Origin of the sequence: Streptomyces sp. NBC_01224 (assembly GCF_036002945.1) — a bacterium.
In the GTDB taxonomy this organism is placed as follows: domain Bacteria; phylum Actinomycetota; class Actinomycetes; order Streptomycetales; family Streptomycetaceae; genus Streptomyces.
On record NZ_CP108529.1, the window covers coordinates 6,774,614 to 6,792,916 of the forward strand.

18 protein-coding genes are annotated in these 18,303 nt (G+C 70.9%); 9 read left to right on the top strand and 9 right to left on the bottom strand.

Annotated features, from left to right (window positions below; translation table 11 throughout):
- The first annotated feature begins 43 nt into the window (after positions 1-43).
- Positions 44-550, top strand: a complete 507-nt coding sequence (locus tag OG609_RS30465; protein WP_327275768.1) for a pyridoxamine 5'-phosphate oxidase family protein — start codon at positions 44-46, stop codon at positions 548-550.
- Here the strand turns inward: OG609_RS30465 and OG609_RS30470 are convergent.
- From OG609_RS30470 to OG609_RS30480, 3 genes are read right to left on the bottom strand one after another with little or no spacing between them, the layout of a single operon-like run.
- Positions 530-1,567, bottom strand: a complete 1,038-nt coding sequence (locus OG609_RS30470; RefSeq protein ID WP_327275769.1) for an acyl-CoA dehydrogenase family protein — start codon at positions 1,565-1,567, stop codon at positions 530-532. The two genes, OG609_RS30465 and OG609_RS30470, sit on opposite strands and share 21 nt — an antisense overlap.
- Positions 1,567-2,712, bottom strand: a complete 1,146-nt coding sequence (locus OG609_RS30475; RefSeq protein WP_327275770.1) for an acyl-CoA dehydrogenase family protein — start codon at positions 2,710-2,712, stop codon at positions 1,567-1,569. Before OG609_RS30475 ends, OG609_RS30470 begins: the two co-directional genes overlap by 1 nt.
- Positions 2,712-3,593: an enoyl-CoA hydratase gene (locus tag OG609_RS30480; protein ID WP_327275771.1), complete on the bottom strand. Its 882-nt coding sequence runs from the start codon at positions 3,591-3,593 to the stop codon at positions 2,712-2,714. Before OG609_RS30480 ends, OG609_RS30475 begins: the two co-directional genes overlap by 1 nt.
- A gap of 93 nt (positions 3,594-3,686) precedes the next feature.
- Between OG609_RS30480 and OG609_RS30485 the strand changes: the two genes are divergently transcribed.
- The 5 genes from OG609_RS30485 to OG609_RS30505 all read left to right on the top strand — a co-directional run bounded on the left by OG609_RS30485 (position 3,687) and on the right by OG609_RS30505 (position 8,677).
- On the top strand, positions 3,687-4,469 hold the full coding sequence (locus OG609_RS30485; protein ID WP_327275772.1) for an SDR family oxidoreductase: 783 nt from the start codon (positions 3,687-3,689) through the stop codon (positions 4,467-4,469).
- Positions 4,470-4,499: 30 nt separating this feature from the next.
- Positions 4,500-5,111 (top strand): TetR/AcrR family transcriptional regulator, encoded by a 612-nt coding sequence (locus OG609_RS30490; RefSeq protein WP_327275773.1) that lies wholly within the window; start codon positions 4,500-4,502, stop codon positions 5,109-5,111.
- 31 nt (positions 5,112-5,142) lie between these two features.
- Positions 5,143-6,300, top strand: a complete 1,158-nt coding sequence (locus OG609_RS30495; RefSeq protein WP_327275774.1) for an acetyl-CoA C-acetyltransferase — start codon at positions 5,143-5,145, stop codon at positions 6,298-6,300.
- 319 nt (positions 6,301-6,619) lie between these two features.
- Positions 6,620-6,823 (top strand): cold-shock protein, encoded by a 204-nt coding sequence (locus tag OG609_RS30500; protein WP_003969786.1) that lies wholly within the window; start codon positions 6,620-6,622, stop codon positions 6,821-6,823.
- A gap of 177 nt (positions 6,824-7,000) precedes the next feature.
- Positions 7,001-8,677, top strand: coding sequence for a DEAD/DEAH box helicase (locus tag OG609_RS30505; protein WP_327275775.1), 1,677 nt, complete (start codon positions 7,001-7,003; stop codon positions 8,675-8,677).
- A gap of 50 nt (positions 8,678-8,727) precedes the next feature.
- Here OG609_RS30505 and OG609_RS30510 read toward each other — a convergent pair whose 3' ends face one another.
- The 4 genes from OG609_RS30510 to OG609_RS30525 are packed head-to-tail and all read right to left on the bottom strand — an operon-like array spanning position 8,728 to position 12,190.
- The gene (locus OG609_RS30510; RefSeq protein ID WP_327275776.1) at positions 8,728-9,792 is read right to left on the bottom strand and encodes an NAD(P)H-dependent flavin oxidoreductase; all 1,065 of its coding nucleotides are present in this window, start codon (positions 9,790-9,792) and stop codon (positions 8,728-8,730) included.
- Positions 9,792-10,532: a CoA-transferase subunit beta gene (locus OG609_RS30515; protein WP_327275777.1), complete on the bottom strand. Its 741-nt coding sequence runs from the start codon at positions 10,530-10,532 to the stop codon at positions 9,792-9,794. The genes OG609_RS30510 and OG609_RS30515 overlap by 1 nt, the downstream gene beginning before the upstream one ends.
- Positions 10,529-11,443: a CoA transferase subunit A gene (locus OG609_RS30520; protein WP_327275778.1), complete on the bottom strand. Its 915-nt coding sequence runs from the start codon at positions 11,441-11,443 to the stop codon at positions 10,529-10,531. The genes OG609_RS30515 and OG609_RS30520 overlap by 4 nt, the downstream gene beginning before the upstream one ends.
- A gap of 3 nt (positions 11,444-11,446) precedes the next feature.
- Positions 11,447-12,190 carry an enoyl-CoA hydratase family protein gene (locus OG609_RS30525; RefSeq protein WP_327275779.1) on the bottom strand — a complete coding sequence of 248 codons (744 nt, stop codon included), beginning with the start codon at positions 12,188-12,190 and terminating at the stop codon, positions 11,447-11,449.
- Positions 12,191-12,276: 86 nt separating this feature from the next.
- Between OG609_RS30525 and OG609_RS30530 the strand changes: the two genes are divergently transcribed.
- A complete protein-coding gene (locus tag OG609_RS30530) occupies positions 12,277-13,266 on the top strand; it encodes an SDR family oxidoreductase (protein ID WP_327275780.1) in 990 nt (329 codons plus the stop codon).
- 96 nt (positions 13,267-13,362) lie between these two features.
- Here OG609_RS30530 and OG609_RS30535 read toward each other — a convergent pair whose 3' ends face one another.
- Positions 13,363-14,289 (bottom strand): hypothetical protein, encoded by a 927-nt coding sequence (locus OG609_RS30535; RefSeq protein WP_327275781.1) that lies wholly within the window; start codon positions 14,287-14,289, stop codon positions 13,363-13,365.
- Positions 14,290-14,513: 224 nt separating this feature from the next.
- Here OG609_RS30535 and OG609_RS30540 point away from each other — a divergent pair, with 224 nt between their 5' ends.
- Positions 14,514-15,290: a S1 family peptidase gene (locus OG609_RS30540; protein WP_327275782.1), complete on the top strand. Its 777-nt coding sequence runs from the start codon at positions 14,514-14,516 to the stop codon at positions 15,288-15,290.
- Positions 15,291-15,321: 31 nt separating this feature from the next.
- Here OG609_RS30540 and OG609_RS30545 read toward each other — a convergent pair whose 3' ends face one another.
- Positions 15,322-17,136 (bottom strand): glycoside hydrolase family 35 protein, encoded by a 1,815-nt coding sequence (locus tag OG609_RS30545; RefSeq protein WP_327275783.1) that lies wholly within the window; start codon positions 17,134-17,136, stop codon positions 15,322-15,324.
- Between the two features lie 226 nt (positions 17,137-17,362).
- Here OG609_RS30545 and OG609_RS30550 point away from each other — a divergent pair, with 226 nt between their 5' ends.
- The gene (locus OG609_RS30550; protein ID WP_327275784.1) at positions 17,363-18,256 is read left to right on the top strand and encodes a helix-turn-helix domain-containing protein; all 894 of its coding nucleotides are present in this window, start codon (positions 17,363-17,365) and stop codon (positions 18,254-18,256) included.
- Positions 18,257-18,303: the final 47 nt, after the last annotated feature.

Sequence of the window (18,303 nt, forward strand, 5' to 3'; positions counted from 1 at the left end):
AATCCGGACAGAAGATGTCGGGATTCCAGGCTTTCATGGCCCCATGACATCGAGTTCCTGGAAAGAGTTCCAGTCGGCACAGCCGGCCTTCGCCGACGCCGTTCAGGCCCGTTTCGGGCAGTACAAGCACCACGTCCTGGCGACCCTGCGCAAGGACGGATCGCCGCGCGTGACCGGCCTCGAAGTGGATTTCCGGCTGGGTGAGCCGTTCCTCGGCATGATGCCGAACTCGCGCAAGGCGCTGGACCTGCACCGCGATCCGCGGTTCGCGGTGCAGGCCAACCCCGGACCGGACGCCGAGATGGCCGACGGGGACGTCCGGCTCTCCGGCCGCGCGGTGGAGGTGACCGACCCCGTCGTGCTGGCCCGCTTCATCGAGGAGGTGAAGCCGCCGGAACCCTTCCATCTCTTCCGGGTGGAGCTGACCGAGGTGGTACGCACCGGTCTCGAAGGCGGCGACACCCTGGTCATCCAGGTATGGCGCCCCGGTCACCCGCTGCGCACCTTCCGAAGGGGCAACGACGACGGCTCACTGGGCGAAATCCTCTGACACGGAGGGCCGGGCGGCAGGCGCGGCCGGCCCGTCGGCGAGCACCCGCGCGCGGCAAGCCCCCGGCGTCCCCCACGCCTCCCGCAGCGGTCGCGCCTTCCGCAGCCACAGCGACAGATCCAGCTCCTGCGTGTATCCCACCGCGCCGTGCAACTGCAGTGCCGCCCGCGCCGCCGCGTACCCCGCCTCGCCCGCCGTCACCTTGGCCGCCGCCACCTCGGCACCGGCGTCCGGCGCCTCCCCGGCGAGCGCGAGCGCCGCCCCGTACAGCAGCGGGCGGGCGAACTCCAGCCCGATCAGCGTGTCCGCGAGCCGGTGCTTGACCGCCTGGAAGGAACCGATCGCCGTACCGAACTGGGTGCGCTGCTTCACATACGCGACCGTGGCCCGCAGCAGCGCCTCGCCGGTGCCGAGCGCCTGCGCGGCCGTGGCGAACGCCGCCCACCGAGCGGCCCGCCCCGAGGCCTGTGCCACCCGGGGCCCGGATGCGAGCAGCTCCCCGCCCGGACCGGGGCGCCACAGCCGCCGGGCCGGGTCGGACGACACGCTGAGCGCGCCGGGCCCGGGGGCGAGCCGCAGCTCGTCGCCGGTCACAGTGAACACCGCGTCCACGGCATCCGCGTCCAGCGCATACGGCCCGTACCCGTCCATCCGGAGCGTCGCCGATGCCGCACCGGACGCCAGCCGCGGCAGCCACTCCTTGGCCGCCGCGCCGCCCACACCCCCCAGCAGCACCCCGGCCGCGACCGTCTCCACAACCGGTCCCGGCACCGCGTGCCGCCCCAACTCGGTGAAGGCGGCTGCGAGTTCGACCGGTAGCGGTCCGACGCCGTCGTACGTTTCCGGTATCGCCAGGGCGAACACCCCCGTCTGTGCCAGCCGCGCCCACAGGGCCCTGCCCGGTCCGTGGTTCCCTGCGGCCCAGGCGCGTACCACCGCAGGGGTGTCCGAGGCGGTCAGCATCGCGTCCAGCGAGCGGGCGAACTCCCGCTGCTCGTCGTCGAGGAGGAAACGCATCAGCGCCGTCCCTTCGGCAGGCCGAGCAGCCGCTCGGCGATGATGTCGCGCTGGATCTCGTTCGTACCGGCGTAGATGGGGCCCGCGAGGGAGAAGACGTACCCCTCGGCCCACTCGGACTCCGCCAGTTCCGCGTCCGGGCCCAGCAGATCGAGCGCCGTCTCGTGCAGAGCGATGTCGTACTCGGACCAGAACACCTTGTTCAGGCTGGACTCCGCGCCGATGTCGGCCCCCGCCGCGAAGCGTGAGGCGTTGGTGCAGGTGAAGAGCTGATACGCGCGCGCCCCGATCACCGCGTCCGCCACCCGGTCCCGCAGCGCCGTGTCGGACGGGTCGCCGTGAGTGCGCCACAGCCCGGCCAGCCGGTCCGCGGCGGCCAGGAAGCGGCCGGGGGAGCGGAGCGTCAGTCCGCGCTCGTTGCCCGTTGTCGACATGGCGATACGCCAGCCCTGTCCGGGCTCCCCGATGATGTCCTCGTCCGGTACGAACACCTCGTCCAGGAACAGCTCGGCGAAGGCGGGCTTGCCGTCGAGCCGCCCGATCGGCCGGACCGAAACCCCCGGCGCCGACAGGTCGAACATCAGATACGTCAGCCCGTGGTGCGGCTTCGCGGCCTCGGGATCCGTGCGGAAGATGCCGAACGCCCGGTCCGCGAACGCGGCCCGCGAGGACCAGGTCTTCTGCCCCGAGAGCAGCCAGCCGCCGTCCGTGCGCACCGCCCGTGAGCGCAGTGACGCCAGGTCCGAGCCCGACTCCGGCTCGGACCAGGCCTGCGCCCAGATCACCTCCCCGCTCGCCACCGACGGCAGGACCCGGGCCCGCTGCTCCTTCGTGGCGTGGTCGAAGAGCGTCGGGGCGAGAAGGCTGATGCCGTTCTGCGAGACCCGGCCGGGGCCGCCCGCCGCGTAGTACTCCTCCTCGAATGTCAGCCACCGGAAGATGTCGACGGCCCGGCCGCCGTACTCGGCTGGCCAGGAGACGACCGACCAGCGGTCCGCGTACAGCCGCGCCTCCCACTCCCGGTGCGCGGTGAAGCCCTCGGCGGTCTCCAGGGACGGCAGCGGCTCGGCGGGTACGTTGGCCCGCAGCCACTGCCGCGCCTCGGCCCGGAACTCCTCCTCCTCGGCCGTGTACGACAGATCCATCACGCACCCGCCTTCTTCATCGAGGCGATGTCCATGCCGCCGAGCGGGTCCGCCGCCGTCTCCGCGTTGTGCGCATGGGCGAGATGGTGCAGCCCGAAGACCGAGTCCATGCCGGTGTGCAGCCCCTGAAGGTCCTCGGCCTGGTTGACCGCACGCTTGGTGAGGGCCAGCCCCAGACGCGGCATCCCGGCGATCCGCAATGCCAATTCATGGGTACGCCCGGCGAGTTCGCCGCGCTCCACCACCTTGTTCACCATGCCGACCTCGTGCGCCCGGCGGGCGCTCATCCGGTCGCCGGTGAACAGGAACTCCTTCGCGATCCGGGGCGGCATCACCCAGGGGTGTGCGAAGTACTCGACGCCCGGGATGCCCATCCGCACCACCGGATCGGCGAAGAAGGCGTCCTCGCTCGCCACGATCAGATCGCAGATCCAGGCGAGCATCAGCCCGCCGGCCACACACGCGCCCTGGACGGAGGCGATGACCGGCTTCGGCAGCTCGCGCCAGCGCCTGCACATGCCGAGATAGACCTCCGACTCGCGGGCGAAGCGGCTCTCCGCGCCGGTCTTGTCGGAGTGGTCCCACCACAGACCTGCCCTGCGCTCGAAGGGCAGATGCGCATCGCGCCCGGGCGTGCCGATGTCATGGCCCGCAGAGAAGTGCTCCCCGGCGCCCGCCAGCACGACCACCTTGACCTCGGAGTCCTCGGCGGCCCGGTAGAACGCGGCGTCCAGGGCGTAGGTCATCGCCGAGTTCTGGGCGTTGCGGTAACGCGGGCGGTTCAGCGTCACGTACGCGACCGGGCCCCGGCGCTCGTACAGCACGGGATCGGACTGGAGGTCACCGGTGTCACCGGCAGATGTGTCGTGGGCATCGAGCATCGGCTCATCCTTCCCTAACAAGTGTTTGGTAGGTTAACGTACGAGCGCGAGGACCGTCGAGGATCCGCGGGCCGAGACCGAGGAGGCGCGGGCGTGAGCGCACCGCAGTACGTACCCGGACACGGCCTGCTGGCCGGCCGCAGCGCCGTCGTCACCGCAGCCGCGGGCGCCGGAATCGGCGGCGCCACCGCCCGTAAATTCCTTGAGGAGGGCGCCCGCATCGTCATCGGCGACGCGCACGCCCGTCGGCTGCAGGAGACCGAGCAGGCGCTCGCCGAGGAGTTCGGCGCGGACCATGTCGCGTCACTGCCCTGCGACGTCACCGACGAGACCCAGGTCCAGGCGCTCTTCGCGCTCGCCGAACAGACCCACGGCGGCCTCGACATCGTCGTCAACAACGCCGGCCTCGGCGGCACCGCCGAACTCACCGAGATGACCGACGAACAGTGGACCAAGGTCCTCGACGTCACCCTGAACGGCACCTTCCGCTGTACCCGGGCCGCCCTGCGCTCGCTCAAGGCGGCGGGCCGCGGCGGCATCGTCGTCAACAACGCCTCTGTCGTCGGCTGGCGGGCCCAGAGCGGCCAGGCCCACTACGCCGCCGCCAAGGCGGGCGTCATGGCGCTCACCCGGTGCGCCGCGATCGAGGCCGCCGAGTACGGCGTACGCGTCAACGCCGTCGCCCCCAGCCTCGCCATGCACCCGCATCTGGTGAAGGTCACCTCCGCCGAACTCCTCGACGAACTGACCGAGAAGGAGGCGTTCGGCCGCTACGCCGAGCCGTGGGAGATCGCCAACGTCATCGTCTTCCTCGCCAGCGGCTACTCCTCCTACATGACGGGCGAGGTCGTCTCCGTCAGTAACCGGCATGCCTGACGGGAGGACGGCCGGGCGGAGAATGGGCGGGTGCCTACCAAGAAGAAGCCCCAGGTGACCCCCTCGCCCGAGCGTCGCCGCGAACTGCTCGCCACCGCCGCCGAGGTGTTCGCCGCGCAGGGATACAACGCCACCACCGTCCGCAGAATCGCGGACGCGGCCGGGATGCTCGCGGGCAGCCTCTACTACCACTTCGATTCCAAGGAATCGATGATCGACGAGATCCTCTCGACCTTCCTCACCGAACTCTGGGACGGGTACGACGCGGTGCTCGCCGCCGGGCTCGGACCCCGGGAGACCATCGAGGCCCTCGTCACCGAGTCCTTCCGGGAGATCGACCGGCACCGCGCCGCCGTCGCCATCTACCAGAAGGAGTCCAGGCACCTGGCCACCCAGCCGCGCTTCCAGTACCTCGTCGACTCCCAGCAGAAGTTCGAGAAGGCCTGGCTCGGCACGCTGGAACGCGGCGTCGCCGACAAGACCTTCCGCGCCGACCTCGACATCCGCCTCACCTACCGCTTCGTCCGCGACACCGTCTGGGTCGCGGCGTCCTGGTACCGGCCGGGCGGACAGCACAGCCCCGAGGAGATCGCCCGCCAGTACCTCTCGATGGTTCTGGACGGCATCGCCCTCGACACCTGACCCCACCCGAGCTCACCGAGGAGCAGAAGTCATGGCCGAGGCATACATCGTCGAAGCGGTACGCACTCCGGTCGGCCGGCGCAGGGGAGGACTCGGCTCGGTCCACCCCGCCGACCTCGGCGCCCATGTCATCAAGGCCCTCGTCGAGCGGACCGGAATCGACCCGGCGGCCGTCGAGGACGTGGTCTTCGGCTGCCTCGACACCGTCGGACCGCAGGCCGGTGACATCGCCCGCACCTGCTGGCTGGCGGCCGGACTGCCCGAGGAGGTCCCCGGCGTCACCGTCGACCGGCAGTGCGGCTCCTCCCAGCAGGCCGTGCACTTCGCCGCCCAGGGCGTCCTGTCCGGCACCCAGGACCTCGTCGTCGCGGGCGGCACGCAGAACATGACGCAGATCCCGATCGCCTTCGCCTCCCGTCAGGCCGCCGAGCCCCTCGGCCTGACGGACGGCCCGTACGCGGGCAGCGAGGGCTGGCGCGCCCGGTACGGCGACGCACCGGTCAACCAGTTCCACGGTGCCCAGCTGATCGCCGAGAAGTGGGACATCAGCCGCCAGGACATGGAGGAGTTCGCCCTCCGCTCCCACCGGCGTGCGATCCGCGCCATCGACGAGGGCCGCTTCGCGCGCGAGACCGTCGCCTACGGCGACATCACCACCGACGAGGGGCCGCGCCGCGACACCACCCTGGAGAAGATGGCGGCCCTCAAGCCGGTCCTGGACGGCGGCACGATCACCGCCGCCTGTTCCTCGCAGGTCTCCGACGGGGCCGCCGCCATGCTCATCGCGTCCGAGCGCGCCGTGGCCGAGCACGGTCTCACCCCGCGCGCCCGCATCCACCACCTGTCGGTGCGCGGCGAGGATCCGATCCGCATGCTTTCGGCGCCGATCCCGGCCACCGCGCACGCGCTCAAGAAGAGCGGAATGACCATCGACGACATCGACCTGGTCGAGATCAACGAGGCATTCGCCCCGGTCGTCCTGGCCTGGCTGAAAGAAACCGGAGCCGACCCGGACAAGGTCAACGTCAACGGCGGCGCGATCGCCCTGGGTCACCCGCTCGGCGCAACCGGTACAAAATTGATGACGACGCTGCTGCACGAGCTGGAGCGCACCGGCGGCCGCTACGGGCTGCAGACCATGTGCGAGGGCGGCGGCCAGGCGAACGTGACCATCATCGAGCGGCTCTGACCAGGTCACCGAACCCTTCCGGCAGGGCTCCGGGAACAAGTTTCGGCAGAGTTCCGAGCTCGCTCCGGGCCAGTTACCCCAAGGGCCCGGGCAAAAAATCCGCCGGCCGGCGGCGCGGCGTGTTCCACCGCCGGTCGGCAGAACGTGCTACGGTTGCCGAGTTGCAGTTTTGGTACCCATGAACTTTATGTGCGCCTGACGGGAATGCTTCCTCAGGCGCATTATTGTTTTCCGGCTTTCTCCGGATGGGGCTCAATGCGGCGACTTGGAATTCGTAAAGTGCGGATTTCCGGCACTGCACCTCTTTTAGGAGAATGACATGGCTACTGGAACCGTGAAGTGGTTCAACTCGGAAAAGGGCTTCGGCTTCATCGAGCAGGACGGCGGCGGCGCCGACGTCTTCGCCCACTACTCCAACATCGCCACCTCGGGCTTCCGTGAGCTCCAGGAGGGCCAGAAGGTCTCCTTCGACGTCACGCAGGGCCAGAAGGGCCCGCAGGCGGAGAACATCGTCCCGGCCTAATTGCCGGACGCGTACCTCGCAGCCGGGGCCCGCACCGTGAAGGTGCGGGTCCCGGCTTGTGCTGTCCCCGGGACGTGGCGAAGAAGCGCGCCGTCCCGCAGCGCTCCCCCAGTAGTCCCACGCAGTTCCCAGGAATCCCTAGGAATCCTCAGGAATCCCCCAGGAGGGCAATTCCGTATGACCCGCTCCGAACGCCAGGACCGCCCCGCCCGCAACCGCCCGTCGAGGGGGCGCGGCACGGCCCCGGCAAAGGCAACCGCTAAGGGTTCCGGCAAGGGATCCGGCAAGGCGTCGCCCCGTCGCAGGGCCACGCCGCCGCAGGGCGAATTCGCCCTGCCCGAAACCATGACCCCCGCACTGCCCGCCGTCGAGGCGTTCGCCGAGCTGGACATGCCCGCAGCCCTGCTGAAAACCCTTGCCGCGCAGGGCGTCACCGATCCGTTCCCGATCCAGGGCGCCACCCTGCCGAACTCGCTCGCCGGCCGGGACATCCTCGGCCGCGGCCGCACCGGCTCCGGCAAGACCCTCGCCTTCGGCCTCGCGTTGCTGGCCCGCACCGGCGGGCGGCGCGCCGAGCCGCGCGCCCCGCTCGCCCTGGTGCTCGTCCCGACCCGTGAGCTCGCCCAGCAGGTCACCGACGCGCTGACGCCGTACGCGACGTCCGTGAACCTGCGCCTGGCCACCGTCGTCGGCGGCATGTCGATCAGCAAACAGTCCGGCACGCTGCGCCGCGGCGCCGAGGTGCTCGTCGCCACGCCCGGACGGCTGAAGGACCTCATCGAGCGCGGCGACTGCCGCCTCGACCAGGTCGCCATCACCGTCCTCGACGAGGCCGACCAGATGGCGGACATGGGCTTCATGCCGCAGGTCGTCGCGCTGCTCAAGCAGGTCGAGCCGGACGGTCAGCGGATGCTCTTCTCCGCGACCCTGGACAAGAACATCGACCGGCTGGTCAAGATGTTCCTGACCGACCCGGTCGTGCACTCGGTCGACCCGTCCGCGGGCGCGGTCACCACCATGGAGCACCATGTGCTGCACGTGGCCGACGAGACCGACAAGAAGGCCGTCGCCACCAGGATCGCTGCCCGCGACGGCCGGGTGATCATGTTCGTGGACACCAAGCGTGCCGCCGACCGCTTCGCCAAGCGGCTGCTCGCCAGCGGTGTACGGGCTGCCGCCCTGCACGGCGGGCGTTCGCAGCCGCAGCGCAACCGGACGCTGGACCAGTTCAAGAACGGCCAGGTCACCGCGCTCGTCGCGACGAATGTGGCGGCGCGCGGCATTCATGTCGACGACCTCGACCTGGTCGTGAACGTGGACCCGCCGACCGATCACAAGGACTACCTCCACCGCGGCGGGCGCACGGCGCGTGCCGGGGAGTCCGGCAGCGTCGTCACCCTGGTGCTGCCCGAGGAGAAGCGGGAGATGACCCGGCTGATGGCCGACGCGGGCATCGCTCCGCGGACCACCCGGATCAAGTCCAGCGACGAGGAACTCACCCGGATCACCGGGGCCCGTGAGCCGTCCGGCGTCGCGATCGTCATCGAGGTCCCCCAGCCGACCCCGCCGAAGCCGCGCACGCGGTCGGGCGGGGCCGCGGCCGGTGGCGCGGGCTTCCGCTCGGGCAGCCGCGGCCGGGGCCGGCGCGGTGGTGCCGGGCAGGGCGGCGGTGGTGAAGGCCGGGGTACGGGGGCTTCCTCCGCCCGCGGCGGCGGTGCGGGCGGCTCGGCTCGTGGCGCCGGTGCCGGTGCCGGTGGTGGCCGTGGCGAGGCACGCGGTGCCGGGGCCGGGCGTTCCGGGTCCGGGGCCGGACGCGGTGGTGCGGCGGCGGGGCGTGGCCGCAGGGCCGCGTAGCGGTACGGATGACGTGCGGTGACCGGATTTGTCCGGTCACCGCTTCGTCCTCAGTCGCCGGACGGGCCCACGGCGCCCGACACCGCGCCCAGCGCCGCGCAGGCCTCCTCCATCACCCGCTCCACCAGCTCCGCACAGCTGGGCAGATCCTCGATCAGGCCCGCCACCTGGCCCGATGCCATCACACCCAGATCCGTGCGGCCGTCGACCATGGACGCCTTCAGGAGCATCGGGGTGTTGGCGGCCAGCAGGACCTGGCTCCAGGACAGGTCCTTGCCGTGCTTCATCGCGAGACCGTCGCGCACCATCCGGGACCAGCTGGTCCCGGAGATCCGCTTGAACCCCGCCGCCCGGCGCACCGCCTGGGCCAACGCCCGGATCCGGCCCGCGTTCTCCAGCGCGGCGACCATCTCCGTACGCAGCATCCGGTGCGGGAGCCCGTCCACCGCCGTGGTGACCGTTACGTCCTTGACGCCCGCCGCCAGATAGCGGGCCTTCACCGCGTCCGGCACGGTCGAGTCCGACGTCAGCAGGAACCGCGTGCCCATCGCGATGCCCGCCGCCCCGTACGCCAGCGCAGCGACCAGGCCCCGGCCGTCGTGGAAGCCACCCGCCGCGATCACCGGGATGTCCACCGCATCGACAACCTGGGGCAGCAGCACGGTGGTTGCCACATCACCGGTGTGGCCGCCGCCCTCGCCGCCCTGCACGATCACCGCGTCCGCGCCCCACGCCGCGACCTTCTCGGCATGGCGCCGGGCACCTATCGACGGGATCACGACCACGCCCGCGTCCTTCAGCTCGGCGATGAGCTCCTTCGAAGGGGCGAGCGCGAAGGACGCCACCTTCACGCCTTCGTCGACGATGATCCGTACCCGCTCGCGCGCATCACCGGCGTCGGCGCGCAGATTGACGCCGAACGGCTCGTCCGTACGGGACTTGACCTCCCGTACCGCTGCCCGCAGCTGCTCCGCGGTCATCGTCGCGGAGGCCAGGATGCCGAGCGCGCCCGCGCGGGCCGTGGCGGAGACCAGGCGGGGGCCCGCGACCCAGCCCATGCCGGTCTGGACTATGGGGTGGCGGACGCCGGCAAGATCCGTGAGCGCGGTCCGCATCAGACCCCGACCTCGCGGTTCCGGGTGCCCTTCGGGTCGATGACCTCGCGGATCAGGCCCAGCTCCTCGGCGGTCGGCTCCCGGGTGCAGGGGATGTCGTCCGCGATCGTGAGCGCGAAGCCGGTGGCCTCGCGGACCTCGTCGGCGGTGACGCCGGGGTGCAGCGAGGCGAGGCGCATCGAGCGGTCCGGGGTCGCGAAGTCGAGGACGCCGAGATCGGTGACGACGCGCGGGATGCGGTGGTAGCGGGTCGCCGACGGACCGGCTGCCGCGGCACTGTCGTGACCGACCCCGCAGATCATGTCGACGCGCTCGACGAAGACCCGGGGGGAGTGCTTGGGCACCCAGTAACTGACCGGGTGGTTCAGGGTGTTGACCGGGGCGCCGCGTACGCCGAGGAGCTGGCGGGTGGGCTGTTCCCAGTCGCCGATGCAGGAGATGTTCTGGTTGCCGAACCGGTCGATCTGGCTCGCTCCCATCATCACGTGACGCCTGCCGCCCGTGACCATGGTGAGGTGTTGGCGGTACGGCAGCCAGCCCTCCGTCGTGCCGTCCGGGCCGACGATCAGCGCCTCGCCGTCGGTGAGCAGCAGATCGGGCGAGAAGGTGCGTCTGGCGAGCCGGGCGCCGACGGACGGGACGAGTCCCATAGGGCTGGCGAGCACCTCCCCGTTGTCGCGCCAGGCATCGGCGCAGGCGATCACGCAGTACTCGGCCCGGGTCACGGTCCGGTTGCTCACTTCTGCTCCTCGTGCCAGGCCTGGACGGCCGACTGATAGCTCTTCTCGTCGCCCTGTGCGGGCAGGAAGCGGTCGCTGAAGGCCGCCCAGGCGTCGGGGTCGGCGGCCGCGGTCGCGTACGCCTTCTGGAACGCCTCGTCGCGCGGGCGGTCGGGGGCGCAGGAGGTGAAGTGCGCGCCGTTCGGGGTCTCGACGACGCCGGTGACGGAGTGCCGCTTGACGAGGAGGGTCTGCGGGGCCGCCTTCTCGGTCAACTCGGCAGTTTCCACCAGGCGTTCGCAGGAGACGTACGCTTTGTCGGCGGCCTCGCAGAACAGGTCGTCGAAGTACGGGTCCGGGCCGAGGTACTGGCCGTTGCCGAACCGGTCGGCTCGGTTCATGTGGACCAGCGCCGCGTCCATCCGCAGGGCGGGCATCGCGACGAACTCCTCGCCGTCCGCGTACGGCGATGTGACCGTACGCAGGCCCGGGTTGACCCGCATCACGTCCGAACCGATACCGGCGCGGACGGGGAGGAACGGCAGCCGGTTCGCGGCGGCGTGCAGCCCCCACATGAACATGGCCTCGTCGACCTCCATCAGCTCGAACGCGCCGCGCTGGCGGGCCGCCCTGAAGTGGGGTTCGAGCGGGATCGAGTCGAGTGTGGCGAAGGCGGCGACCAGTTTGCGGATCTTGCCGGCGGCGGCGAGCAGGCCGACGTCGGGGCCGCCGTACGAGACCACGGTGAGGTCGGTGATCGGGGAGCGGAGCAGCGCCCGGACCAGTGCCATCGGCTTTCGGCGGGAGCCCCAGCCGCCGATGCCGATCGTCATCCCGCTGCTGAGCCGGGAGACGACGTCCTGCGCTGTCATGGTCTTGTCGGTTCTGTCGGTTCTGTCGGTTCTGTCGGTACCGATTCCGGTCATGGTCATGCGTCATACCTCCTTGCCGAAGGTGTCGCGGACGCGGTCGGCGACACCGCTGAGATTGGCCTCGAAGGTGAAGCCCTGCTCGAAGCGGTAGCTGCGGCGTACGTCCACCGGGTCGATGCCGTTGATCGCGGCCTTCGCCAGCCGGATCAGATACCCGTCCTTACGGGCGATCTCGCCCGCCAACTCCATTGCTGCATCCAGGAGTTCATCGCGCGGCACAACCTTCCAGACCGAGCCGTGGGCGTGCAGTTCTGCGGCGGTGGCGGTGCGCGAGGTGTAGTACAACGCGCGCATCAGATGCTGCGGCACGAGCCGGGCGAGATGGGTTGCGGCCCCGAGCGCGCCCCGGTCCAGCTCGGGCAGGCCGAATGTCGCATCGTCGCTCGCCACGATCGCGTCCGCGTTGCCGACGAGGCCGATGCCGCCACCGAGGCAGAAGTCGTTCACCGCGGCGACGACCGGGACCTCGCACTCGTACACGGCCGAAAACGCCTCGTAGCAGCCGCGGTTGGCGCCGATCAGGGCGGCGTGACCGGTGTCGCGCTGCATCTCCTTGATGTCGACGCCCGCGTTGAATCCACGCCCGGCGGCGGCCAGCACGACACAGCGGACCTCGGGATCGCGGCCCGCGGCCCGGAGGGCGTCGGCGAGGTCGTACCAGCCCTGTACGGGGAGCGCGTTGACGGGCGGGTAGTCGACCGTGACGAGGGAGATGCCCTTGCCGGGACTTGCGGTGGAGACACCCATGGGCGAATCAGCTACCTTTCCACCAAACATTTGTTAGGTGTGGAAGGTAGCAGCCTGCCCCCGCATCGCCAACAAGGAGATGTGTGATGACCGCAAGCAGCGACGGACGGGACAGGGGAAGCGAAGGGGGGAACGACGGAGGAAGCGTCGGTGGACTGTGCGACGGACGCGTCGTGATCGTGACGGGTGCCGGGCGCGGGCTCGGCCGTGCCCACGCGCTCGCCTTCGCCGCCGAGGGGGCGAAGGTCGTGGTCAACGATCTCGGTGTCGGCCCGGACGGCGACGGGGGCTCGGCCGGTCCGGCCCGGCAGGTGGTCGACGAGATCGTGGCGGCAGGCGGCGAAGCGGTCGCCCACGGGGGCGACATCGCCACGACGGAGGGGGCGGCGTCGCTGATCACTGCCGCGCTGGAGACCTTCGGGCGACTGGACACGCTGGTCAACAACGCCGGATTTCTGCGCGACCGGATGCTGGTGAATCTGGACGAGGACGACTGGGACGCGGTGATGCGGGTCCATCTGAAAGGCCACTTCCTGCCACTGAAGCATGCCGCCGCGCACTGGCGGGCCGAGGCGAAGGCCGGCCGCGCCCCGGTGGCCCGGGTGGTCAACACAAGCTCCGGTGCGGGGCTGCTCGGGAGCGTCGGACAGGGCAATTACTCCGCTGCGAAGGCGGGCATCGTGGGCCTGACGCTCGTCGCGGCCGCGGAGATGGGACGGTACGGGGTCCAGGTCAACGCGATCGCCCCGGCGGCACGGACCCGGATGACCGAGCAGACGTTCGCGGAGACGATGGCGGCGCCGGGGGAGGGGGAGTTCGACGCGATGGCCCCCGAGAACGTGTCCCCGCTGGTGGTGTGGCTCGGCTCGGCCGCGAGTGACGGGGTGACCGGGCGGGTCTTCGAGGCGGAGGCCGGCCGGATCACGGTTATGGAGGGCTGGCGCCCCGGTCCCACCGCGGACCGGCGGGCGCGGTGGGCGCCGGCGGAGGCGGGGGAAGCGGCACGGAAGCTGCTGTCGGAGGCAGAGCCGGCGCAGCCGGTGTACGGGGCGAAATCCAGCCGTCGGCGAGGCTGACTATTCACTCTCTCCGGTGTTCGAGGTGCGGGGGTTCGGATGCGGGCGCCTGCGGCGGGCTTTCCCGGCCCGCCCCTTCCCGCAGCCGCGGTTGCTTCAGGTGCTGCAGTCCAGGACCGTCCGGCACAACCCGCACCGGGCCCGTACCCGGCCGCGTACCGGAACGCGGATGCGCTGGTGGCAGGTGGGGCAGGCGAAGGAGACCCGGAGGCCTTGCGGGCCGTTGTCGAAGGTGTACGGGGCGTCGGGACCCGGGGCCGCTCCCGCACCCGGATGGTGCTGGGCGTACCGCCGGTCCTTGGCGTAGCGGCGCCGGCCCGCCCAGCCGGCCGCCGCGAGGGGCGGCTGCCGGGTGTCGTGGAGGGCCTGGGTGCGCCCCTTCGTGTACGCCGTGTACGCCTGCGGACTCGTGAACCACGGGGAGGGATCCTCGTCGAAGGCGAACGCCCGCTTGGCGAGGACGTATCCGAACTCCTCCGGGGTGAGATAGCCGAGCTTCTGGCTGGAGACGGCGTCCTCACGGAAGGCGTCCAGCAGCAGCCAGCCCGCGCCCAGATACGTCGTCGCGGTGTCGGTGAGGATCTCGTTGTCGCGCGTACCGGGGAACTCCAGGCCGAGGCGGTGCAGCAGCACATGCATGACCTCGTGCGAGAGCGCGGCGCCGATGTCCCTGCGATGGGTGCGGAAGCGGTCGTTGAGTTCGATGAAGTACTCCGGTCCCGCGGCGAGTTCGACACCGGCGGCGTGTTCCATCTCCCGGAAGCCGACGATCATGCGGGCCTCCGGCAGGTGCAGATGCTGGACCATGGCCCGCGCCACCCGCTGGGCGCCGAGGTACAGATCGTCCTGGTCGGAGAAAGCGGCGTCGGCGGGGGCGAGGCTCGTGGCGTAACCGCGGACACCGTCGTACGACAGCCTCCGGTACAGCGCCGTGATCGCGGACCGGACGGTGTCGAGATGAGGGAAGCCGTGGACGACCGGACTTCCGCCGCCCCGGCCGTGTTCCCGGCTGCTGTCCGTCACGCCCCCGCCCCCGTCCGCGACGATCGACCGGCCTCCACTGTAGCCGCAGCGACGTGAGTGATCTTGGCCGAAAAGTGAACCTTGTGAGGCCCGTGATCATTTCCCGATAATCCGAATCATGTCCTTGTCGGGGGCATGACCAACGGGCTCTGCTGCCCGTGGCCAGGACCCCGGGCGAGGGCACGTACCCCCCACAAGAACCCCCCACGAAAGAAGGCAGTCCGTTGAAGCAGCTTCTGCGCGCCGTGAAGAGATGCTCCGTCATAGCCGCCGTGGTCCTCGCGGCCGTCAGCCTCCAGCCCGCCGGAGCGTCCGCGGCCCCCACCCCGGTCGTCGGCGGAACCCGCGCCGCCCAGGGTGAATTCCCGTTCATGGTCCGGCTGTCGATGGGCTGCGGCGGCGCTCTCTATGCCAAGGACATCGTCCTCACCGCCGCGCACTGTGTGGGCGGTTCGGGCAACAACACCTCCATCACCGCCACCGCGGGCGTCGTCGACCTCCAGTCGTCCAGTGCGATCAAGGTCAAGTCCACCAAGGTCCTCCAGGCCCCCGGTTACAACGGCATGGGCAAGGACTGGGCACTGATCAAGCTCGCCAAGCCCATCGACCTGCCCACCCTGAAGATCGCCACCAACACCACGTACAACAACGGCACCTTCACCATCGCAGGCTGGGGCGCCGCCACCGAGGGTGGAAGCCAGCAGCGGTATCTGCTGAAGGCAGCCGTGCCGTTCGTCTCCGACGCCGACTGCCAGGGCGCGTACGGCAGCGACCTCGTCCCCGGCGACGAGATCTGCGCCGGGCTGATCGACACGGGCGGCGTGGACACCTGCCAGGGCGACTCCGGCGGCCCCATGTTCCGCAAGGACAACGCCGGAGCCTGGATCCAGGTGGGCATCGTCAGCTGGGGCCAGGGCTGCGCCGAGCCCGGTTACCCGGGTGTGTACAGCGAGGTCTCGACGTTCGCCGCCAACATCGCCTCCGCGGCGGCCACGCTCTGACGGCCCGACCGGCCCGACCGGCCCCACCGCATCAGCTCTGAGCACCCCCGGGTGTGCCCGTCCGGACGGGCACACCCGGACCCAGCTCCACCCACGGATCCCCGGCGCCCTCCACCTCCAGCACCCACACCTCGTTGACGCCCTCCCGCAGCACGGGACCCGGCACATACAGCGTCCGCTGCGGACCCGCCGACCAGTACCGTCCCAGACAGAAACCGTTCACCCACACGAACCCGCGCGTCCAGCCCGGCAGTTCGAGCCCCGCGTGATCCGGAGGGCCCGCGAGTCCCGAATCCGCCGACTCGAAAGAACCCCGGTACAGCCCGGCACGGCCCCTCTCGGCGACCCCGCCGAAAGGCACCGCGTCCACCGCACCCGGTTCCTCGAAAGCGGCCAGCCGCAGCCCCCGCGCCCGTACCCCGTGCAGATACTGCCGTTCGTGCCGGACGCCGCCCGTGATGCCTTTCGGCTCGCCCAGCCGCGGCCCGTAATTGACCCGGCCCAGTGACTCCACCCACAGCTCGACCTCCGCGGGCCCGGCCACCGGCTCGTCGAGGGTGGTGCTCTCGCCGCTCAGCACACCTTGCCGGACGCCGTTCACATACACCACCGCACGGTCCCGGAGCCCGGAGACACCCAGCGCATAGGGGCGTCGCAATCCCGGAACGGTGACCTCGTACCGCACCAGGCCCCGGTCCACGCCCAGTTCCTCGAACGTCGGCGGAACACCGGACTCTGCCCGTTCCGGGTCGCCCAGCACCTCCAGGACCACCGACAGGGGTGCCCACTCGGTCAGCTCCGCCCGCACCGGTGCCGGGGGCCCGACCGGCTCCGGCGGCAGCTCCGGAAGCGGACCGTCCGCGAACTCCGCCAGGACCTTCCGGAACAGCCAGAACTTCTCCGTCGGCCGCCCGTACTCGTCGATCGGCGCATCGTAGTCGTATGACGTCACCGTCGGCTGAAGATCCTGGTCCTGCACCGGACCCGAGCGGTTCGCCCCCGCCCAGCCCGCAAAGTTCGTCCCCCCGTGCGCCATGTAGACATTCACCGACGCCCCGCACTCCAGAATCTCCCGCAGGGCCTTTGCCGCCTCCGCCGGATCCCGTACCGCCGGCGCGGCACCCCAGTGCTCGAACCACCCGCACCAGAACTCCATGCACATCAGCGGCCCCTTCGGCTGATGGCGGCGCAGCACCTCGAAGGCCTCCCGCGCACCCGACCCGAAGTTCACCGTGGCGAGCAGCCCCGGCACGGAGCCGCCGGTGAGCATGTGGTCCTCCGGCCCGTCGGAGGTGAACAGCGGCACGGTCACCCCGCGCTCCCGCAGCATCCCGGCCACCCGTTGCAGATAGACCCGATCGGTGCCGTAGCTCCCGTACTCGTTCTCCGCCTGAACCATGATCACCGGGCCGCCGCGTCCGATCTGCCGCTGCACCACCTGCGGCAGCAGCGCCGTGAACCACCGCTCCACGGCACCCAGATACTCCTCGTCACGGGTCCGCACCCGTCGCCCGAACCGCCCCGTCACCCAGGCCGGCAGACCGCCGTTCTCCCACTCGGCACAGATGTACGGTCCCGGGCGGACGATCGCCCACAGTCCGGCCCGCTGCGCCGCGTCCAGGAACCTGCCCAGCGCCGCCACGTCCCGGAAGCGACCGGGCTGCGGCTCATGGAGATTCCACGGCACATATGTCTCGACACAGTTGAGACCCATGGCGCGCAGCATCGACAGCCGGTGGTCCCACTGCGCCTCATGGACCCGGAAATAGTGCAGGGCCCCCGACAGCAGCCGTACGGGCTTCCCGTCGAGCCGGAAGTGGTCGTCCCCCACGGTGAAGTCAGCCATCGTGCTCGTACTCTCCTGTGCGTGCGGTCCCCCGGGGCCGCGCCGCCCAGGGGTCGCACGACGGCACGCACCACGGAGCGGGCGAACCCGGGAGGAATGTTGCAACCAACCTTCGCCCCCTGGCGTGCGGCCGGTCCATGGACAAAGATCACTGCTGTTTGGACACAATTGTTCGGACGCGAAATGTTCGGACCAATGCAAAGAAAAGGGGGAGGAAGGAAGGCCGATGTACCACACCTGGATGCGCTTCTTCACTCCCAGCCCGCTCCACCACCGGCTGGGCCTCGTCTGCCTGGGCGTGGGGCTGCAGCACGGCGCCCTGCCGACGGTCGGCCCGCGCACCCTGGACCACCATGTGGCCGTCGTCATCAACTCCGGCAGCGGCTGGTTCATCGGAGCCGACGGCCGCCGGGTGCCCGTCGTCGCACCCAGCCTGATCTGGCTGACCCCCGGCACCCCGCACCACTACGGCGCCGATCCCGGCAGCGGCTGGGACGAGAGTTTCGTCGACTTCACCGGCCCCGCCACCGCCACGTACACCGAGCTCGGCTACATCGAGCCCGACCGCCCGCTCGTCCCGCTCGCCGACACGGCGGGCCCCCGCGCAGCGGTGGGGCGGATGGTGCGCGCGGCACGTCGCGGCAACCCGCTGCTGGAGGTCGAGACCGGCGCCGCCGTGCATGAACTCCTCGTCGCCCTGCGCCGGGCCCGCGCCGATGTCAGCCCCGACGGCGACCCGGTCCTGCAGGCCCTCGCCCGAGACGCCTTCCAGCCGCTCTCCGTCGCAGAGCACGCGGCCCGGCACGGCATGACACCCGCCGAACTGCGCACGGCGGTACGGCGGGGCGCGGGCTGCAGCCCGAAGGACTACCTCCTCGGCATCCGGCTCGGCCGCGCCAAGGAGCTCCTCGCCGCCACCGACCTGCCGGTCGCCGCGGTCGCCCGACGCGTCGGCTACGACGACCCGGCGTACTTCTCCCGCCTCTTCGCCCGCCGGGTCGGCACCGCCCCGGTCCGGTTCCGCGATCAGCAGGGCCGCAGCGTCCCGGGCGGCTGGAGCGACCAGGTCCCGGACCCGGAGCACCCACCGACGATCACCCCCCTGGGCCCGGCCGTCTAACGACCTCGCCCACGATTGGCAGGGGGAGAAGGAGCGGCGTCCGGGGC

Coding starts and splice junctions, on each gene's coding strand:
- OG609_RS30465 (WP_327275768.1), top strand. CDS start 44: ATGACATCGAGTTCCTGGAAAGAGTTCCAGTCGGCACAGCCGGCCTTC.
- OG609_RS30470 (WP_327275769.1), bottom strand. CDS start 1,567: ATGCGTTTCCTCCTCGACGACGAGCAGCGGGAGTTCGCCCGCTCGCTG.
- OG609_RS30475 (WP_327275770.1), bottom strand. CDS start 2,712: ATGGATCTGTCGTACACGGCCGAGGAGGAGGAGTTCCGGGCCGAGGCG.
- OG609_RS30480 (WP_327275771.1), bottom strand. CDS start 3,593: ATGCTCGATGCCCACGACACATCTGCCGGTGACACCGGTGACCTCCAG.
- OG609_RS30495 (WP_327275774.1), top strand. CDS start 5,143: ATGGCCGAGGCATACATCGTCGAAGCGGTACGCACTCCGGTCGGCCGG.
- OG609_RS30500 (WP_003969786.1), top strand. CDS start 6,620: ATGGCTACTGGAACCGTGAAGTGGTTCAACTCGGAAAAGGGCTTCGGC.
- OG609_RS30505 (WP_327275775.1), top strand. CDS start 7,001: ATGACCCGCTCCGAACGCCAGGACCGCCCCGCCCGCAACCGCCCGTCG.
- OG609_RS30510 (WP_327275776.1), bottom strand. CDS start 9,792: ATGCGGACCGCGCTCACGGATCTTGCCGGCGTCCGCCACCCCATAGTC.
- OG609_RS30520 (WP_327275778.1), bottom strand. CDS start 11,443: ATGACCATGACCGGAATCGGTACCGACAGAACCGACAGAACCGACAGA.
- OG609_RS30525 (WP_327275779.1), bottom strand. CDS start 12,190: ATGGGTGTCTCCACCGCAAGTCCCGGCAAGGGCATCTCCCTCGTCACG.
- OG609_RS30530 (WP_327275780.1), top strand. CDS start 12,277: ATGACCGCAAGCAGCGACGGACGGGACAGGGGAAGCGAAGGGGGGAAC.
- OG609_RS30545 (WP_327275783.1), bottom strand. CDS start 17,136: ATGGCTGACTTCACCGTGGGGGACGACCACTTCCGGCTCGACGGGAAG.
- OG609_RS30550 (WP_327275784.1), top strand. CDS start 17,363: ATGTACCACACCTGGATGCGCTTCTTCACTCCCAGCCCGCTCCACCAC.